The organism is Parvibium lacunae, assembly GCF_003335215.1.
In the GTDB taxonomy this organism is placed as follows: Bacteria; Pseudomonadota; Gammaproteobacteria; order Burkholderiales; family Burkholderiaceae_D; genus Parvibium; species Parvibium lacunae.
In genome coordinates this window covers 501,297-518,275 of sequence record NZ_QPGB01000001.1, presented here as the reverse complement: position 1 = coordinate 518,275, position 16,979 = coordinate 501,297, and the positions used below count along the sequence as shown (strand labels likewise).

At 49.5% G+C, this 16,979-nt stretch carries 14 protein-coding genes; 3 read left to right on the top strand and 11 right to left on the bottom strand.

Annotated features, from left to right (window positions below; translation table 11 throughout):
* Positions 1-137 precede the first annotated feature (137 nt).
* Complete coding sequence (locus DU000_RS02390; protein WP_114401737.1) at positions 138-914, bottom strand: enoyl-CoA hydratase; 777 nt, start codon at positions 912-914, stop codon at positions 138-140.
* Between the two features lie 139 nt (positions 915-1,053).
* Here DU000_RS02390 and DU000_RS02385 point away from each other — a divergent pair, with 139 nt between their 5' ends.
* Positions 1,054-1,881, top strand: a complete 828-nt coding sequence (locus DU000_RS02385; RefSeq protein WP_114401736.1) for a GNAT family N-acetyltransferase — start codon at positions 1,054-1,056, stop codon at positions 1,879-1,881.
* A gap of 13 nt (positions 1,882-1,894) precedes the next feature.
* Here DU000_RS02385 and ppx read toward each other — a convergent pair whose 3' ends face one another.
* Entirely contained in the window at positions 1,895-3,409 is a 1,515-nt protein-coding gene (ppx, locus tag DU000_RS02380) for an exopolyphosphatase (protein WP_114401735.1), read from the bottom strand.
* 143 nt (positions 3,410-3,552) lie between these two features.
* On the opposite strand from ppx, the gene ppk1 reads away from it, so the two are divergent.
* Positions 3,553-5,652 (top strand): polyphosphate kinase 1, encoded by a 2,100-nt coding sequence (gene ppk1 / locus DU000_RS02375; protein ID WP_114401734.1) that lies wholly within the window; start codon positions 3,553-3,555, stop codon positions 5,650-5,652.
* A gap of 3 nt (positions 5,653-5,655) precedes the next feature.
* On the opposite strand, the gene DU000_RS02370 is transcribed toward ppk1, so the two are convergent.
* The 3 genes from DU000_RS02370 to ppsA form a co-directional block, all read right to left on the bottom strand.
* Complete coding sequence (locus tag DU000_RS02370) at positions 5,656-7,908, bottom strand: RelA/SpoT family protein (RefSeq protein ID WP_114401733.1); 2,253 nt, start codon at positions 7,906-7,908, stop codon at positions 5,656-5,658.
* A gap of 71 nt (positions 7,909-7,979) precedes the next feature.
* Complete coding sequence (locus DU000_RS02365; protein WP_114401732.1) at positions 7,980-8,234, bottom strand: hypothetical protein; 255 nt, start codon at positions 8,232-8,234, stop codon at positions 7,980-7,982.
* Positions 8,235-8,380: 146 nt separating this feature from the next.
* Positions 8,381-10,774, bottom strand: a complete 2,394-nt coding sequence (gene ppsA / locus DU000_RS02360; protein WP_114401731.1) for a phosphoenolpyruvate synthase — start codon at positions 10,772-10,774, stop codon at positions 8,381-8,383.
* 282 nt (positions 10,775-11,056) lie between these two features.
* Here ppsA and ppsR point away from each other — a divergent pair, with 282 nt between their 5' ends.
* Positions 11,057-11,902 (top strand): posphoenolpyruvate synthetase regulatory kinase/phosphorylase PpsR, encoded by an 846-nt coding sequence (ppsR, locus tag DU000_RS02355; RefSeq protein ID WP_114401730.1) that lies wholly within the window; start codon positions 11,057-11,059, stop codon positions 11,900-11,902.
* On the opposite strand, the gene DU000_RS02350 is transcribed toward ppsR, so the two are convergent.
* From DU000_RS02350 to lpxD, 6 genes are read right to left on the bottom strand one after another with little or no spacing between them, the layout of a single operon-like run.
* Entirely contained in the window at positions 11,892-12,641 is a 750-nt protein-coding gene (locus tag DU000_RS02350; RefSeq protein WP_114401729.1) for a TrmH family RNA methyltransferase, read from the bottom strand. The two genes, ppsR and DU000_RS02350, sit on opposite strands and share 11 nt — an antisense overlap.
* 56 nt (positions 12,642-12,697) lie before the next feature.
* Positions 12,698-13,378: a ribonuclease HII gene (gene rnhB, locus DU000_RS02345; protein WP_114401728.1), complete on the bottom strand. Its 681-nt coding sequence runs from the start codon at positions 13,376-13,378 to the stop codon at positions 12,698-12,700.
* Between the two features lie 12 nt (positions 13,379-13,390).
* Positions 13,391-14,563, bottom strand: a complete 1,173-nt coding sequence (lpxB, locus tag DU000_RS02340; RefSeq protein ID WP_114402077.1) for a lipid-A-disaccharide synthase — start codon at positions 14,561-14,563, stop codon at positions 13,391-13,393.
* A 53-nt stretch (positions 14,564-14,616) separates the two neighbouring features.
* Positions 14,617-15,411 carry an acyl-ACP--UDP-N-acetylglucosamine O-acyltransferase gene (gene lpxA, locus DU000_RS02335; protein ID WP_114401727.1) on the bottom strand — a complete coding sequence of 265 codons (795 nt, stop codon included), beginning with the start codon at positions 15,409-15,411 and terminating at the stop codon, positions 14,617-14,619.
* Positions 15,412-15,864 (bottom strand): 3-hydroxyacyl-ACP dehydratase FabZ, encoded by a 453-nt coding sequence (fabZ, locus tag DU000_RS02330; RefSeq protein WP_205074000.1) that lies wholly within the window; start codon positions 15,862-15,864, stop codon positions 15,412-15,414.
* 20 nt (positions 15,865-15,884) lie between these two features.
* Positions 15,885-16,979, bottom strand: coding sequence for a UDP-3-O-(3-hydroxymyristoyl)glucosamine N-acyltransferase (gene lpxD / locus DU000_RS02325; RefSeq protein ID WP_240001763.1), 1,095 nt, complete (start codon positions 16,977-16,979; stop codon positions 15,885-15,887).

Here is a 16,979-nt window from a genome sequence, read left to right as displayed (position 1 = left end):
ATTTTATGAGATGACAAGAAAGCCAATGAAAATAAAAATCCTTTTATTTACAATGACTTGAAATATATATTGATTACTTATGAGACAGCCTGAAAGGCTAGAATAGCGGACACCGCTTCCGCCAAATCCCCTATTCGTCATTCATGCTTGAATTGTGCGGGGCGTTTCTCGAGAAACGCTGACATTCCCTCTTTTTGGTCGTGCGTCGCAAAACAAGCCTGAAATAGTCGGCGCTCGTACAACAAGCCCTCTTGCAGTGGCAACTCATAGGCGCGTTGAATAGACTCTTTAATCATCATCAATGTTTGCAAAGGGTAAGCAGCCATCTGCTGCGCTATTTTTAGCGTTTCTGGTAACAATTCAGCTGCCGGAAATAAGCGTGCAACCAATCCTGCTTGCTCGGCTTCTTGTGCCGTTAGCATGCGTCCTGTAAAACATAAATCCATGGCCTTCGCTTTACCAACCGCCCTCGGGAGACGCTGCGTTCCCCCTGCACCGGGCAATACGCCTAACTTAACTTCAGGCTGCCCGAATTTTGCATTATCGGCCGCGTAGATTACGTCACACATCATGGCTAATTCGCAGCCGCCTCCGAGTGCAAACCCTGCAACAGCAGCAAGCACAGGTTTTCTAATTCGCTTTAAGGTTTCCCAGTTGCGAGTAATAAAATCTGTTTGGTAGGCCTGCATAAAGCTTAAATCACGCATTGCAGCAATATCTGCCCCCGCCGCAAAAGCTTTGTCGCTTCCCGTTAATACGATCACACGAATCTCGGCTTGCTGCTCAAAAGCGGTGAGTGCGTGGCCTAATTCATCCATCAATGTATCATTGAGCGCATTAAGGACAGCCGGTCGATTCAACCGAATCAGCCCAACGGCACCCTGCTCTTCCGTTAATAAAGTGGTATAGGTCATAGCTAGTCCTTTCTGTTTATGACATTACTTTGACGACAAATCGAACTTTGTTGTCATCGTTGTGTCATATTTCTGTCAATAAGCAGTAATCTGTCCTCGTTAAGGTTGCGATCAGTCACTCAATCGTCAAGGAGAAAGTATGTCGGCATTAGTGAACTCTGCCTCTACTTTAATTGAAAATTTGCAGGAAACCGTCAAATCAGGCTTGCCTATTGCTCAAGGCAATCCAATCGGCGCCGCAGAATTTGATGCGAGTCGCTTTGCAGTTGGTTTTACCAATAATCTGGACGAAATTCGTGAAGCGCAACGCCTACGCTATCAGGTATTTACCGAAGATATGGGCGCCCAGTTGAAAACCAGACTGCCTGGCATTGATGAAGATATATTTGATGCCTGGTGTGACCACCTGATTGTTCGTGATCGAGAAACTGATGAAGTGGTTGGCACATATCGTGTTTTAACACCCGAGCGTGCAAAGCAGCTAGGTTGTTATTATGCAGAGAGTGAGTTTTTTATCAATCGGCTGGATCGACTGCGCCCCAATATGGTCGAGCTGGGGCGCTCCTGCGTTCATGCTGACTACCGCCAAGGTGGCGTGATTATGCTGCTATGGTCCGCATTGGCCCAATACATGCAACACCGGGGCTATCACTACCTAATCGGTTGCGTGAGTGTCAGCATGCGCGATGGGGGCCACCAAGCAGCGAGCCTTTATCGTCAGCTCGCCAACAAGTACATGGCTGCAGCCGAATACCATGTTTTCCCAAAACACCCCGTGCCATTGGCAAAACTTGATTGTGGGATTGAGATTGATCCTCCCCCCTTGGTAAAAGGCTACTTACGGATTGGCGCTCAAATCTGTGGAGACCCCGCTTGGGATCCTGACTTTAATACCGCAGACTTTTTGATGTTATTCAACATGGCGCAAATGAATCGGCGCTATGCCAAACACTTTGGTCTTGCCTAAGGACTGATCGCAGTCAAATACCTTTAATTTGCAGCTGAACCCCCAGTTTTAGCCACTCGCTGGCTTCTTGAGCCAAACTGAAATCCGTCAGCGGGTGGCGCTGGAGATACTGTTTATCGATACGCAGTAGATATCCTGGGCCGGCTTTGGCTGCCCTTTCTTCAAGACTAACCTCTGGTAAGCTATCGAGGCTACGTCGGCGGCAAAATAAAAATCCCAATCTCAATAATAAAACCAGGTGCCAATCTGCCCGGCTGATTTCACCGCGTGTTAATTTCGCCAGTTTACCGACATGCCCCAACACCAACGTTGCCAAATGTTGCTGTTCGCGCTTCGCAAAACCGGGCATGTCGGCATTCGCTAAGACATAGGCAGAATGCTTGTGGTAGCTGGCGTGAGCAATACTCAATCCGACTTCGTGTAAAAGCGCAGCCCAATGCAGTAAATGGCGTTGATAGAGGGTAAGCATCGGCAAGCCCGCTGCCAAACGATCGACCATACCCGCAACAGCGAGTGCATGACGCTCATCCACGGCGTAGCGCCTCATGAATTGTTTGACGGTCAACTCACGCATATCGTGAGGTTGGTCACGTCCCAGCAAATCGTAAAGAACACCTAAGCGTAACGCGCCCTCTGCATAGTCCATATTCTGCAGATCCAACTCAGCAAAAATGCCTAACATGATCGCTAAGCCACCGGGCATCACCGGCATTCGGTCAGCCTTTAAGCCCTCCAAACGGACCAACTGCAACTGTCCCGCCCGTACTAGGTGATCACGCAATTTTTCCAGACCACGGCGGGTAATCCCAGTCGTATTGGGTGGATTAAACTGATTGAGTTCCAAGATCTCAGCCAATGCTTTGGCCGTTCCTGAAGAGCCAATCACCTCCTGCCAACCTGCGGCCATGTAGTTATCAGCCAGCGTTTCAACCTCTTTTCTTGCTGCTAGCTCGGCCTGCTTAAATGCTTCTTTCGTTAATGCCCCCTCCGGGAAAAAACGCATGGTGTAACTCACACAGCCCATTAGCAAGCTTTCCGTCAACCGGGGCTCGTAATTACTCCCAATGATAAATTCAGTGGACCCGCCACCAATATCAATCACCAGTCGCTGGGCCTGCGCGATGGGAAGCAGTGGCAAACTATGGGCAACCCCCAAATAGATTAATCGTGCCTCTTCGCGCCCAGCGATCACCTCAATAGGAAAACCCAATGCCGCTTCAGCCGTTGGCAAAAAGTCAGCCATATTTTTTGCGACACGAAAGGTATTCGTAGCAACCGCTCGAACTTGCTCGGGCTGAAAAGCACGTAACCGTTCCCCAAAGCGCTGTAATGCGTGGACGGCCCGCAATTGCGCAGCAGGATTCAGTTTTTTGTCTGCGTCTAGACCAGAAGCCAGTCGCACGGGTTCTTTCAAACTATCGACGGGATAAATTTGGATACCATTTGCCGTCTCTTCCAAGCGGCCAATAAACAGGCGAAAACTATTTGATCCTAGATCAACGGCAGCAAGCAAGTTACGATTAGGCATAGTGTTAAGGTTAGTATCAATTCCAATATTTTCTCATGCAAGCTTGCATTTTGAGAGAATTGTCCGTTATTCCAAAATAAGAATTCCGTATACTGTCATTTGCTTGTCACAATCGAAACACATAATCATCGCTTGCTTATGTTATGAATGCATTACACGTGCCTGACCATCCCCTGCTCAATCGTGAACTCGGTATTCTTGAGTTTAATCGTCGTGTCCTAGCGCAAGCCCATGACCGGACCTTACCGTTACTTGAGCGGCTACGCTACTTGTGTATTGTGAGTAGCAACCTGGATGAGTTTTTCGAAATTCGGGTTTCAGGCATCCTTGAGCAAATGCGGCAAGCCCCCCATATGCGTGGCACTGATGGCTTATTACCGCGAGAAGCCTACCAAGAAATCTCGCAGGTAGCCCATGAATTAGTGACTGAACAGTATCAGTTATTCAATCAAGTCTTAATGCCTGCCCTAGAACGGGAAGGTGTCTTTTTTCATTTAGTGCAAACCTGGGAAGAGCGCCATGCCCAATGGGCTAAAGATTACTTTCAGCGTGAAGTTTTACCCGTTCTCACGCCAATTGGTCTTGATCCGGCTCACCCTTTTCCCCGCGTACTTAATAAAAGCCTGAACTTTGCGGTAGAAATGACTGGGCGGGACGCGTTTGGGCGTGATTCAGGGATTGCGATTGTTCAAGCGCCACGCGCTTTACCGCGGCTCATTAAGGTGCCACCAGAAATATCAGGATATCCACACGGTTTCATGATGCTCACCTCAATCATGCAAGGTTTTGTAGGAGAGCTCTTCCCCGGCATGGAGGTACAGGGTTGCTACCAATTTCGGCTAACGCGTAACAGTGATTTATATGTTGACGAAGAAGAAATCACGAATTTGCGAGATGCCTTAAAGGGTGAACTCTCTCAGCGGCATTATGGAGATTCCGTGCGCTTAGAAATTCATGAAAGTACGCCGGAACCAATGGCGCGATTACTACAGCATGAATTTGGGTTGCAGCGTGAGGATTGCTACCGGGTGAATGGTCCAGTTAATCTCGTGCGCTTGATGCAGGTGGTGGATTGGGTTGATCGACCCGATTTGAAGTTTCCAAGTTTTACGCCTGGCTTACCAAGCAACTGGAACGTGCGTGACAGTGCTGATGTGTTTCACCTTATTGCTAAACAAGATATCTTGCTCCACCAGCCCTATCAATCCTTTGATCCTGTACTGCAATTCTTAAAAGCCGCTGCCACTGATCCAGACGTTGTCGCCATCAAGCAAACAATTTATCGTACAGGAAATCAATCTGAATTAATGGAAGCCCTGCTTGCTGCGGCGCGAGGTGGGAAAGAAGTGACTGTTGTCGTTGAGCTCATGGCGCGGTTTGATGAAGAAACGAATATCAATTGGGCAGCTCGATTAGAAGAAGTGGGTGCGCATGTTGTCTATGGGATTGTCGGCCATAAAACTCATGCGAAGCTGTTAATGGTGGTGCGCCGTGAAAAAGAAAATAGTCGCGATAAAAATAGCAAATACCATTTACGTCGTTATGCCCATCTGGGCACAGGAAACTACCACCCGCGCACCGCTAGGCTCTACACCGATTTCGGCTTATTCACGGCTAATGATGAATTAACGGCGGATGTTCATGAGGTATTTCAACAGTTAACCGGCTTAGGGCAAGCGAATCGCTTGCACCAGTTATGGCAATCGCCCTTCACCCTTCATCGTAAGATTTTGCAAGCCATCAAACAAGAGAGTCAGTATGCGAAGGCGGGCAAGAAGGCGCTGATTATGGCCAAGATGAATGCCCTCCTTGAACCGGAAGTGATTCAGGCGCTATACGAAGCGAGCCAAGCAGGGGTCAAGATAGAGCTGATTGTACGTGGTGTGTGTGCTTTACGACCTGGGGTACCGGGACTCTCAGAGAACATCAGTGTGCGGTCGATTGTCGGACGATTTTTAGAGCACCACCGAATTTTTTATTTTCATCACGACAATGAACAATTAGTGTATCTATCCAGTGCAGATTGGATGGATCGAAATTTCTTTCGTCGAGTTGAAGTTGCCTTTCCAATCCTGGATAAAAAACTGAAACAACGCGTGATTGAAGAAGGCCTACGTGCGCATCTCAAAGACACGGCACTGGCATGGATTATGAATCATGATGGCAGCTACAGTCGTCGCAAAGCGCGTGGGAATGCCCGCTACAGTGGCCAGGAAAGCTTACTGAGTCAACTAAGTTTGTAGCTGCTACTTTCTGCGCACTTCAAAGACTCCCACAACCTCTCGAATTAAACTCATTGCGCGCTGAAGACGAGCGGTGTCGAGCACTTCAGTCGTAAAAAGCATTCTTGCGACCTGCTTTTGACTTTGGGTATTAACGCCGATTACATTGAGTTTTTCACGTGCAAACACTTCCGAAATATCTCTCAACAAGCCTTGGCGGTCACTGGCTAGGACTAAAACATCAACTGGATAGACCAACTCTTTGTTATGCCCCCAAGTGGTTTCAATAACTCGCTCTGGATTACGGGTGCATAAACGTAAAAAGGTTTCACAATCACGGCGATGAATTGAAATCCCCCGACCACGCGTCACAAAACCGGCTATCTCGTCAGGGGGGGCGGGACGGCAACATTTAGCCAATTGCGTGAGGACTGCATCGACCCCCACAACCAGGATTGCCCCTTGCGCACCCCCATTGACTCTGGGGGTTGGGCGTCGTGTCGGCATCTCCTCTGAGGGTTCTGGCGCTGCCGTATCACCTAAAACAGCAAGCTCAATAGCGCGGGCTTTAACCTCCTCACGCGCCAGGGCAACACAGACATCTTCAACCTGCTGATAGCCCAGGCGCTGCGCCAAGTCTTCCAGCTTGAAACTTGTCTTGCCTAGGCGGGCTAGCTCTTTTTCTAGCAACTGACGACCACGTTGAATATTTTCTTCTAGCTCAATGGCGTTAAACCACTGGCGCACTTTTTGTCGTGCTCGCGGGCTAACCGTAAATCCCAATTGGGGATTCAACCAATCGCGCGACGGACCCGCATTCGCGCTGCCTTGCTTAGCTGCAATAATTTCAACGGTTTGACCATTTTTAAGAGGCGTATTTAATGGCACCATTTGACCATCTACACGCGCGCCACGGCAGCGATGCCCAAGATCGGTATGCAAATGGTAGGCAAAGTCGATGGGCGTGCTGCGGTTTGGGAGCTCAATGATGCGCGCTTGGGGTGTCAAGACATAAATGCGGTCATCCAACGCGGCATCTTTGAGTTTCTCTGCCCACTCTTGCGCATCAACAACGGTACCCGCAACTTCATTTTTCCAAGCCAATAATTGACGCAAAAAGGCAATCTTGTCATCGTAGACATCGTTCGCCATGCTACCACCCGCATAGCCGGCAGCCCCTGCTTCTTTATATCGCCAGTGTGCCGCAACGCCAAACTCGGCAAATTTATGCATCTCTTGCGTGCGAATTTGAACCTCAAAGGCTTGTCCATTTTCATGGAAAACCACAGTATGAAGAGATCGATAACCATTCGCCTTCGGACGAGAAATGTAGTCGTCAAACTCTTTCGGGAGGGGTTGCCACAGATGATGGACGACACCCAGTGCGGTATAACAATCCTTTACATCTTGCACAATCACCCGTAATGCACGCACATCATAGACATTGGCAAAATCGAGTTGTTTGCCGCGCATCTTGTTGTAAATGCTGTAGATATGCTTAGGCCGCCCACTGATTTCTGCGCTAACGCCGGCTTGCAATAACTCTTGGCGTAGACGGGCCATCACTTGGGTGATGAAGGCTTCACGCTCTGTTCGTTTTTCCTCTAATTGCTTGGCAATGCTCTTATAGGTTTCTGGCTCCAGAAAGCGAAAAGCCAGATCTTCTAGTTCCCATTTGATCTGCCATACGCCTAATCGGTTTGCCAATGGGGCGTATAAATCCATGGTTTCACGCGCGTAATCAGCAATGTGCTGGGCTTTGACAGCCGCGAAATAACGCATGGTTTGCAAACGTGAGGCTAGTCTGACTAACACGACACGAATATCTGCAGCCATTGATAAGAGCATTTTGCGTAATGTTTCCGCTTGCCCTTCGAGACCGCGTTGGGGGTTAACTGTTTCCTGCACGATCCGAGTTACTTCGCCTAACCGGAGCAACTTCTGAACAGCCAGCACCATACTGGCAATACCTTGGCCAAATAACTCCGTCAGAGTCGCCTCAGGTTGAGGTAAATGATCGGCGGCAGCAAATAGCAAACCTGCAATGCGGGTATCTGCATCAGCGCGCAAGCCTGACAATATAAGCGCAATCCCGCAGGCATGCACCAGGGTTTGCTCACCTGTTGCGCCCTGATCAGCTTGGTAAAGCGTTTGGACAAACTGATACGCATGGCGCAAGCGCTCTACCTCTGCGGGGGCCAGATCGGCACTCGCCTGAAGCAAAAAATGCTCAATGTTATTGTGTTCAGCTAGGTAGGCATGGGAGACAGAAACCATACGAAATTTTAGCGCTAAAGGGGAGACTGTTTGAAAAAATGCGCTGAATTCGTGTTTCTACAGGGAAGCTGTTACAGATTACCTACCGTATCATTTGCCTCTGTCTGGTGACTGGTTTGTATGTCATTGGCATGCAGCATTGCAAGAATAATCAGACATACCGTGCCACCGAGCGCAGCGAAAAAGCATTGTCCTAGAAGTCCCGCGCCCGTCGCAGCCGCAATTCCCCCTACCAGCGCAGCCACGATAGGCACAATGAAGCGACCGGTAAGCGTGAGCATTTCAATCAATCCGAATAAAGCCATTGCAAAGAACCAGTACTTCATTACCTCTCCTAAAGAAAAAATAGGAAACAGGGATATTGCTCTTACTGTATAAGAACATTATGGCACAGAAACAAATCAGGTTTAGCTGGTTTACCCTGCCAGATCTGACAGGGTAAAAGCAAGCTAATCTAAACCAGTGACCCCGCTTACTGAGCGAGACCGTTCCAAGTATCGACAACCGTGTCAGGATTCAGTGAGATTGAACTGATCCCTTGCTGCATCAACCACTTGGCGAAGTCAGGGTGATCTGACGGCCCTTGGCCACAAATCCCAACGTACTTACCTTGTGCCCGACACGCTTGAATAGCCTGCTGAATTAGGGCTAATACCGCAGGATCACGTTCATCAAAGTCTGCCGCTAAGAGTGCCATGCCGGAATCTCTATCTAGGCCGAGAGTGAGCTGTGTGAGATCGTTAGAGCCAATCGACATCCCATCAAAATGCTGTAAGAACTGTTCAGCCAACACAGCATTTGATGGGATTTCGCACATCATGATCAGTTTTAGACCGTTTTTGCCGCGTTCTAGACCATGCTGTTTTAGTAGCCCGACTACTTTTTCTGCCTGGGCTAGCGTGCGGACAAAGGGAATCATGATCTCGACATTGGTTAAACCCATGTCTTCCCGAACCTTGCGCAACGCTTCACACTCCATTTGAAAGGCTTCAGCAAAATCACTGGAGATATAGCGTGCCGCACCACGGAAACCCAACATCGGATTCTCTTCCTCAGGTTCGTAACGAGACCCACCAATTAATTTGCGGTATTCATTCGATTTGAAATCCGACATCCGAACTATCACAGGTTTTGGATAGAACGCAGCGGCAATGGTGGCAATACCTTCAATTAATTTATCGACATAAAAAGCGCGTGGGCTGGCATGACCGCGGGCAACACTCTCTACCGCTTTTTTGAGGTCACTGTCTATGTTTGGATATTGCAAAATCGCTTTAGGATGTACGCCGATATTGTTGTTGATAATAAATTCAAGCCGCGCCAGGCCCACGCCTGCATTCGGCAGCGCCTGAAAATCAAAAGCCAGTTGCGGGTTACCGACATTCATCATGACTTTAACTGGAATGTCGGGCATTGCCCCGCGCTTGATTTCACTGACTTCGGTCTCTAGCAGGCCTTCATAGATATGGCCTGTATCGCCTTCGGCACAACTGACCGTGACGAGAGTACCTTCTTTCAGCACCTCCGTCGCATCGCCACACCCTACTACAGCAGGAACGCCAAGTTCACGGGCAATAATTGCCGCATGGCAGGTCCGCCCTCCGCGATTGGTCACAATCGCCGACGCACGCTTCATCACGGGCTCCCAGTTTGGATCTGTCATGTCAGCCACCAAGACATCCCCCGGTTGAACACGTTCCATTTCTGATGGGTCATGAATCACCCGAACGGGACCTGTACCAATTTTCTGGCCAATGGCACGGCCAGAAGCCAGAATTGTCGATGCTCCTTTGAGTTGAAAACGCTGCTGCACATCGCTCGGTTTTTGCTGGGACTTCACGGTCTCAGGGCGTGCCTGCAAAATATAAATCTGTCCATCACAGCCATCTTTACCCCATTCAATATCCATCGGGCGACCATAGTGTTTCTCGATAATCATGGCATATTGCGCCAGCTGTGCCACATCCTGATCGGTAATGGAATAGCGGTTACGCTGATCAACCTCAACCTCAACCGTTTTCACCGAGCGGCCAGAAATGCGTTCTGGATCAAACTCCATTTTGATGAGTTTTGATCCGATTTGACGGCGAATAATTGCCTGTTTACCTGCCGCCAAGGTCGGTTTAAAGACATAAAACTCATCGGGATTCACCGCCCCCTGAACGACGGTTTCACCCAGCCCGTAGCTGGATGTAATAAACACGACATCCGGGAAACCTGATTCAGTATCAATCGTAAACATTACCCCCGCCGCGCCAAGATCGGATCGCACCATACGCTGAATCCCCGCTGAAAGCGCCACCTCAGCGTGTGCAAAGCCCTTGTGAACGCGGTAAGAGATAGCACGATCGTTATATAGGGAGGCAAAAACATGCTTCACTTTATCGAGCACATCGTCGATACCGACGACGTTCAGATAACTTTCCTGCTGACCGGCAAAGGAAGCATCGGGCAAATCCTCTGCCGTTGCCGAAGAGCGAACCGCTACTGAGATTGGATTTGTACTATCAACGAGCATGGATGAATAAGCACTGCGAATTTCAGCTTCTAAGGCGGGCTGAAATGGAGCATCAATAATCCATTGCCGGATTTCGGCACCGACTTGTGCAAGCAGTCTCACGTCGTCTGGGTTTAGTCCATCCAGGCGTTGATTGATACGATTAGTGAGATCGTTATGGGCTAAAAAATCGCGGAAAGCGGCGGCCGTGGTGGCAAAACCGGTCGGAACCCGAACACCGGCGCTAGCCAGTTGAGAGATCATTTCTCCCAAAGATGAGTTTTTCCCGCCGACACTTTCAACATCATGCATACGCAGGTCTTCAAAGGGAACCACCAACCGCTGTGGGGTATTTGCTAAATTAGACATAGTTAAGGCTCACTAAAGTAAAAAATCTGATCTAGAAAAGCTGGGGATCGTTTTCTACCGACCGAGCTGATAACTGGCTAAATCTGCCTGCTTTTCTGGATGAGACTTCGCATTTTGCAACAAATCCAATATTGTACTGGAGTTCAATAGATTGGAGGCGTTACACTCATTAGGATCATACTAGGGCTTGCCCTTATTTGCTTTCGGTTTCGGTCTGAGAGGCAAACCCTATTAAAGATTGTCATTAACTCAAGTCAAACCAAACTTGATTGCTAACCCATTATGCCCAATTCGACCCGCAATATACTACCAACCAAACCAACCAGAACGGTTTTTATCATCTCGGATGGCACGGGCATCACGGCTGAAACCTTTGCCCATAGTGTGCTCGCTCAATTTGATGGAATTGCGTTACGGCAAATGCGCCTGCCATTCGTTGACTGCGTGGACAAAGCCCATGACAGTGTGCGTATGATTAATGAGGCGGGGCAACGAGATGGCTTCCGACCTATCGTTTTCAGCACTTTGGTTGACCCCGCGGTCAACCAAGTAGTACGGCAAGCGAATGCGATGTATCTGGATTTATTTCAAACCTTCGTTGAACCGCTGGAACTAGAATTTGGCGTCAAGTCGACCCATACGATAGGCCGTTTTCACAATATATCTGACAGCGAGCAATATAAAAATCGGATCGAGTCAATCAATTTCACCCTGGCCCACGATGACGGTCAAACTGACCGCGGCCTAGAAGAAGCCGATATCATTTTAGTAGGCGTATCACGTTGCGGCAAAACACCGACGAGTCTTTATTTAGCCATGCAATTCGCCCTCAAAACAGCCAATTATCCTTTGATTCCTGATGATTTTGAGCGCGGCAAACTCCCAGATGCACTCTACCTGCATAAACAAAAAATTTTTGGTCTCTCCATTACCCCCGAGCGTTTGAGTGAAATTCGCAATGAACGGCGGGCGGGCAGCAAATATGCATCACTCGAAAACTGTCGTTATGAAATTAATGAGGCAGAGGCCATGATGCGGCGAGAGGGCATTCGGTGGCTGTCATCAACCAGCAAATCAATTGAAGAAATCGCGACCACTATTCTGCAGGAACTCAAGATTAATTGCTAGAGCAGCCGGATGCGCCAGGCGTTAACATCCGTTGGCGCACGGTTTCAAACAAGCAAATACTGGCAGCAGCACCAACATTTAAGGACTCTAGGCCCCCGGGCTGAGGGATGCAAACGGGCTGGGCAAGCGACAGAATATCTGCACGAACCCCCTGCCCTTCATGCCCAAAGACCCACGCATGCGGGCGACACAAGTTAAGTTCGTAAAGCGATTGCGTTGCATGAGAACTCGTTGCAATAATAGGAATCTGAAGGCGTGGCGCTAACGTCTTCCAATCTGTTTCCCACAACGTTAAGTAGCAATGAGCCCCCATGCCAGCGCGCAACACTTTTTGCGACCACAAGGAAGCCGTCGCTTCTAGTGCAAAAACCTGTTTCACCCCTGCTGCTGCCGCAGAGCGCAAAATGGTGCCGACATTACCCGGATCTTGCAAACCATCCAGCACCAAGCAATCGCTTTTAATCTGATCCGGCAAAGTAGCCTGCGCGATTGGGACCTCAAACCAGACCGGTATTCCATTTTCGACCTGGGTTAGCTGTTGACACAAGGATTGACTCAAGAGGCTAACAGGAATACCGGCCAAGCCTTGCAACAGGGCCATGATTTCCGCTTGTGCTTGCGCAAGCTCCCCCACAATCACTTGCCTGGGCTGCTTACCGGCTTCTAGGTAGGTCTTGCACAAATGAATCCCCTCTAGCAGGGTGATGCCCTGCTGAGCGGAGGCCCGGGACTTTTCCATTAATCCTAACCAGCGCTTGAATTGTGGGTTTGCTCGTGATTGGATTAATGTCATGATCAAAAAGGTAAATTCTGCTGGGCTTGTGCGACGGTTGCGGCAACGCGGCTGCCGCCGCTAAAAATCACCGGCTCCGCGTGTTTGAATGATACGGCCTTCTCACTCAATTCAGCAGGCTTTAATAACGAGGCAACCGGGGCAAATGATCGACGATGCGCAGAACAGGGTCCGTATTCTTGCAAACGCGCTAGGTGCAGTGCAGTTGGATACCCCTTGTGTTGATCAAAGGCATAGACTGGAAAGTCTCGATGCAACGCTAGAAGGGCCTGATCACGCGTTGTTTTAGCCAGAATTGATGCAGCAGAAATTGCCGGTTCGTAGACATCTCCTTGGACAATCGTGGTGACGGGGACCGCCAATGATGGAGCCCGATTACCATCAACCAAGACTTGAGTAGGGATCACCTGCAAGGCATTAACCGCCCGCTGCATGGCTAAGAGCGTGGCTTGTAAAATATTGATTGTATCGATTTCTTCAACCGTCGCCGAAGCAATCGACCACGCCAAAGCGCGTGTCTGAATAATCGCAGCTAATTTGAGTCGTTTATTCTCACTTAGTTTTTTGGAATCCGCGAGTCCCTCAATCGGCGCAGAGGGATCCAGAATCACAGCAGCCGCATAGACTGGACCTGCAAGCGGCCCTCGGCCAGCCTCATCAACACCACAAATAAACTGAGCCATGATCTGCTGCCGTTATTTCAAAAATTCTTGCATGACAGCCGTCACCTTGCTAGGCATATCTTGCCGTAAAAGCTCATGCAGGGCCGTGAACCGTTCCATTAAGTCGATACGGTTACGCTGATCATCTAATTGTTGTAAACATGCTTGAGCTAATGCGGTTGGCGTTGCCGCATCTTGTAATAGTTCGGGCACCACTGTTTGATTAAGTAAAATATTGGGTAACCCGACCCAGGGTAGGTAGGCTAATCGCTGCATCAATGAAGCAGCCACACGACCAACAACATAGGCAATCACCATGGGCTTTTTGAATAACGCCGCTTCTAATGTGGCCGTACCACTCGCAACCAATACCGCATCCGCTGCGGCCAGGATTGAATGAGACTGCCCCTGCACAACGGTAACCGGCAGATTCGGGGCAAGACGCTGCAATTGTTGTTGAAACTGGCTCACTAACCAGGCGTGCGGCAGCGGTACGATCATCTTGAGACTCGGGCGCTGTTGGTGAAGCAGCAGCATGGTTGCGATAAATCGAGGACCAATCTTCTCCACTTCATGGGTACGACTACCGGGCAAAACGGCCAGTAACTGTGTTTGAGAGTCTAAACCGAGCGCACTACGTGGTGTCAGTGTATCAATCACCAAGGGAATAGCATCAGCCAACGGGTAGCCCACATAGGTCGCTGGGATACCTGCTTTGTCATAAATGGCCGGCTCGAATGGGAAGACACATAACATGTGATCCACAGCGTGCGCAATTTTTTTAATTCGGGAACCGCGCCAGGCCCAAATAGAGGGGCTGATGAAATGAATCGTGGGAATCCCTTTTTTGCGTAATTTTGCTTCAAGGGCAAAATTGAAGTCAGGGGCATCAATCCCGACAAACAGATCTGCGCGCTCGGCGATGATACGCTCATAGAGCGCCGCTCGAATGCGTAATAACGCTGGCAAACGCTGAAAAACTTGCCAGTTAAACCCGCTGACAGCCAAACGCTCAGAAGACCACCAAGCCTCGCAACCAGCGGCAATCATCTTGGGACCTGCAATGCCAGCAACATCCAATTTCAGGCCATTCAGAGCCGAGGGGGCCGCCAGTTGTTTAAGTAACATCGCCCCGAGCATATCGCCTGAAGCCTCACCGGCAACGACGCGCAGTCGCCGCTGTTGCACAGGCGCGCTGTTCGGCATCGTTACCTTATTGGCCAGCGCAGCATAAGCATCAGACATGATGTCACCGACGGTTAACGCGCGATGCCACGTGTTGAGGTTGCGAGAAAATCAAGAAGTAGCGACAAAGAAGGCGCGCATTGTTCATCTGTCATCGCTTGCTCACGTATGCGTGTCTGAGCTACATCGAGGGTAAGGTCTTCACGATACAGTGTTTTATAGGCACGTATCAAACCACGAATGGCTTCTTTACTAAATCCGCGACGTTTTAGCCCCTCTGCATTGATACCATGCGGCGCAGCGGGTTGGCCTGCATATAAGACAAAAGGCGGTAAATCTTGCGTTAGGGTAGTATGAATCCCAGTCATCGCGTGGGCACCGATGCGAACAAATTGATGCACCCCGGTAAAACCGCCTAAAATCACCCAATCACCGACATGGACATGCCCAGCCAACTGTGTACAGTTAGCCATGATGGCTCGATCTCCGACCTGGCAATCATGGGCGATATGGACATAGGCCATGATCCAGTTATCTGATCCAATCCGGGTTATCCCTTCATCTTGAATGGTGCCGGTATTAATCGTGCAACACTCGCGAATGGTATTGCGGTCTCCCAACTCTAAGCGCGTCGGTTCGCCGGCATATTTCTTATCTTGTGGCGCCCCACCCAGCGCGGCACCAGAGAAAATATGATTCTCCGCACCAATTGTTGTGTGTCCCTCTACCGTGACGTGAGCTTCCAGCCGAGTACGAGGGCCAATTTTTACATTCGGGCCAACGACTGTATAAGGGCCAACTGCTACGCTACTATCCAACGCCGCCTTTGAGTCAATAATCGCTGTGGGGTGGATAAGGGGAGTTGTCATTTAACCCCCTTCATCCAAACGTCGCACCGTACACATCAATTCTGCTTCTGCGACAACTTGGTCATCAACCAATGCTTTGGCCGCAAATTTACCAATGCCCCGTGATTGTCTGATCACCTCACAGGCTAAAACCAGTTGATCACCCGGCACCACCGGGCGTTTGAAGCGAGCGCCGTCAATCCCGACAAAATAATAGACAGTATTGGTATCAGGCTTTTCTGATGAGGAAAATGCCATGATCGCCGTTGCTTGAGCGAGGGCTTCAAGAATTAATACCCCTGGCATCACAGGATGATGGGGGAAATGGCCAGGAAAAAACGGCTCATTAATGGTGACGTTCTTAAGCGCTCGTATTGATTTACCCGGCTCGCAACTGAGGACGCGATCCACTAAAACGAATGGATAGCGATGCGGCAGATAAGCCAAGATTTGTTTTATGTCCATTTGATTCATAGGGAATACTCTAAAAGTAGTTACTCTGTTTCTTTGGGTTGCTGTTTTTCTAGCATGCGAAGGCGATCACGCATGCGTCGCAATTGACGAATAACGGGCGCATTGCGCTCCCATTCGCTCATTTTATCGAATGGGAAAATGCCAGCATAGATCCCGCCCGCTTCATGAATGCTATGTGTCACCGTCGTATTTCCGGTAATAACGCAATCATCAGCGATTTGAATGTGCCCCACTATATTGCATGCACCCGCTATTTGACAATGACGACCAATTTTTGTACTCCCCGCAATACCGGTATTGGCAGCAATCACGGTATGCGCACCTATCCGAACATTGTGAGCAATCATCACCAGGTTGTCGATCTTAACGCCTTCTTCAATCACGGTATCTTGTAATGCGCCACGATCAATCGTCGTGTTCGCACCAACCTCAACATCATCACCCAGAGTTACTCGGCCCGTTTGGGGAATTTTGATCCAGGTCTTATTGTGGGGCGCAAACCCAAATCCATCGGCACCAATGACGGCACCACTGTGAATAATATTGCGGGCACCAACCTGACAGTCCTGATAAATAGTGACGCGAGGGTAAAGTCGGGTCTTCGTCCCGATCGATACGTTATCACCAATCACAGAACCAGCACCAACCCAAACATGCTCCGCAAGGTGTACTCCCGCACCGATCACGACATGTGACTCAAGAATCGCCGTCGGTGCGATAGTAGCCGTCGCGTCAACCTGTGCAGTCGGATGCCGATACCCCCAACGAGGCTCGCCCTGCTTTAAGTGCTGCAGCCATGAACTTAACCGAGCAAAGTAAACATAGGGATCATCACAGATAATATAGGCAGCAAATTGACCCGCCCCTTGCTCCAGGCAGAAATCATAATCAGCTTGACGGCACAACAAAACGCTGGCTTGCGATGATTGCAAGTTAGCCCGCCACTTTGCGCTGACGATGAATGTCGCTTGAAGATATTGCGCCTCAGAAAGAGGCGCGACAGCAGCAACTTGAACGCTTGACTCACCAATTAACCGGCCACCGAGCTCTGCAACGATTTGCTGGGCCGTAAGCCTAGGCGATGCATCTGTTGAACGAATACCTGAATCAACCAC

Coding starts and splice junctions, on each gene's coding strand:
- fabZ (WP_205074000.1), bottom strand. CDS start 15,864: ATGAATCAAATGGACATAAAACAAATCTTGGCTTATCTGCCGCATCGC.
- DU000_RS02390 (WP_114401737.1), bottom strand. CDS start 914: ATGACCTATACCACTTTATTAACGGAAGAGCAGGGTGCCGTTGGGCTG.
- ppx (WP_114401735.1), bottom strand. CDS start 3,409: ATGCCTAATCGTAACTTGCTTGCTGCCGTTGATCTAGGATCAAATAGT.
- DU000_RS02385 (WP_114401736.1), top strand. CDS start 1,054: ATGTCGGCATTAGTGAACTCTGCCTCTACTTTAATTGAAAATTTGCAG.
- lpxA (WP_114401727.1), bottom strand. CDS start 15,411: ATGACAACTCCCCTTATCCACCCCACAGCGATTATTGACTCAAAGGCG.
- DU000_RS02370 (WP_114401733.1), bottom strand. CDS start 7,908: ATGGTTTCTGTCTCCCATGCCTACCTAGCTGAACACAATAACATTGAG.
- DU000_RS02365 (WP_114401732.1), bottom strand. CDS start 8,234: ATGAAGTACTGGTTCTTTGCAATGGCTTTATTCGGATTGATTGAAATG.
- ppsR (WP_114401730.1), top strand. CDS start 11,057: ATGCCCAATTCGACCCGCAATATACTACCAACCAAACCAACCAGAACG.
- lpxB (WP_114402077.1), bottom strand. CDS start 14,563: ATGCCGAACAGCGCGCCTGTGCAACAGCGGCGACTGCGCGTCGTTGCC.
- rnhB (WP_114401728.1), bottom strand. CDS start 13,378: ATGGCTCAGTTTATTTGTGGTGTTGATGAGGCTGGCCGAGGGCCGCTT.
- ppk1 (WP_114401734.1), top strand. CDS start 3,553: ATGAATGCATTACACGTGCCTGACCATCCCCTGCTCAATCGTGAACTC.
- DU000_RS02350 (WP_114401729.1), bottom strand. CDS start 12,641: ATGGAAAAGTCCCGGGCCTCCGCTCAGCAGGGCATCACCCTGCTAGAG.
- ppsA (WP_114401731.1), bottom strand. CDS start 10,774: ATGTCTAATTTAGCAAATACCCCACAGCGGTTGGTGGTTCCCTTTGAA.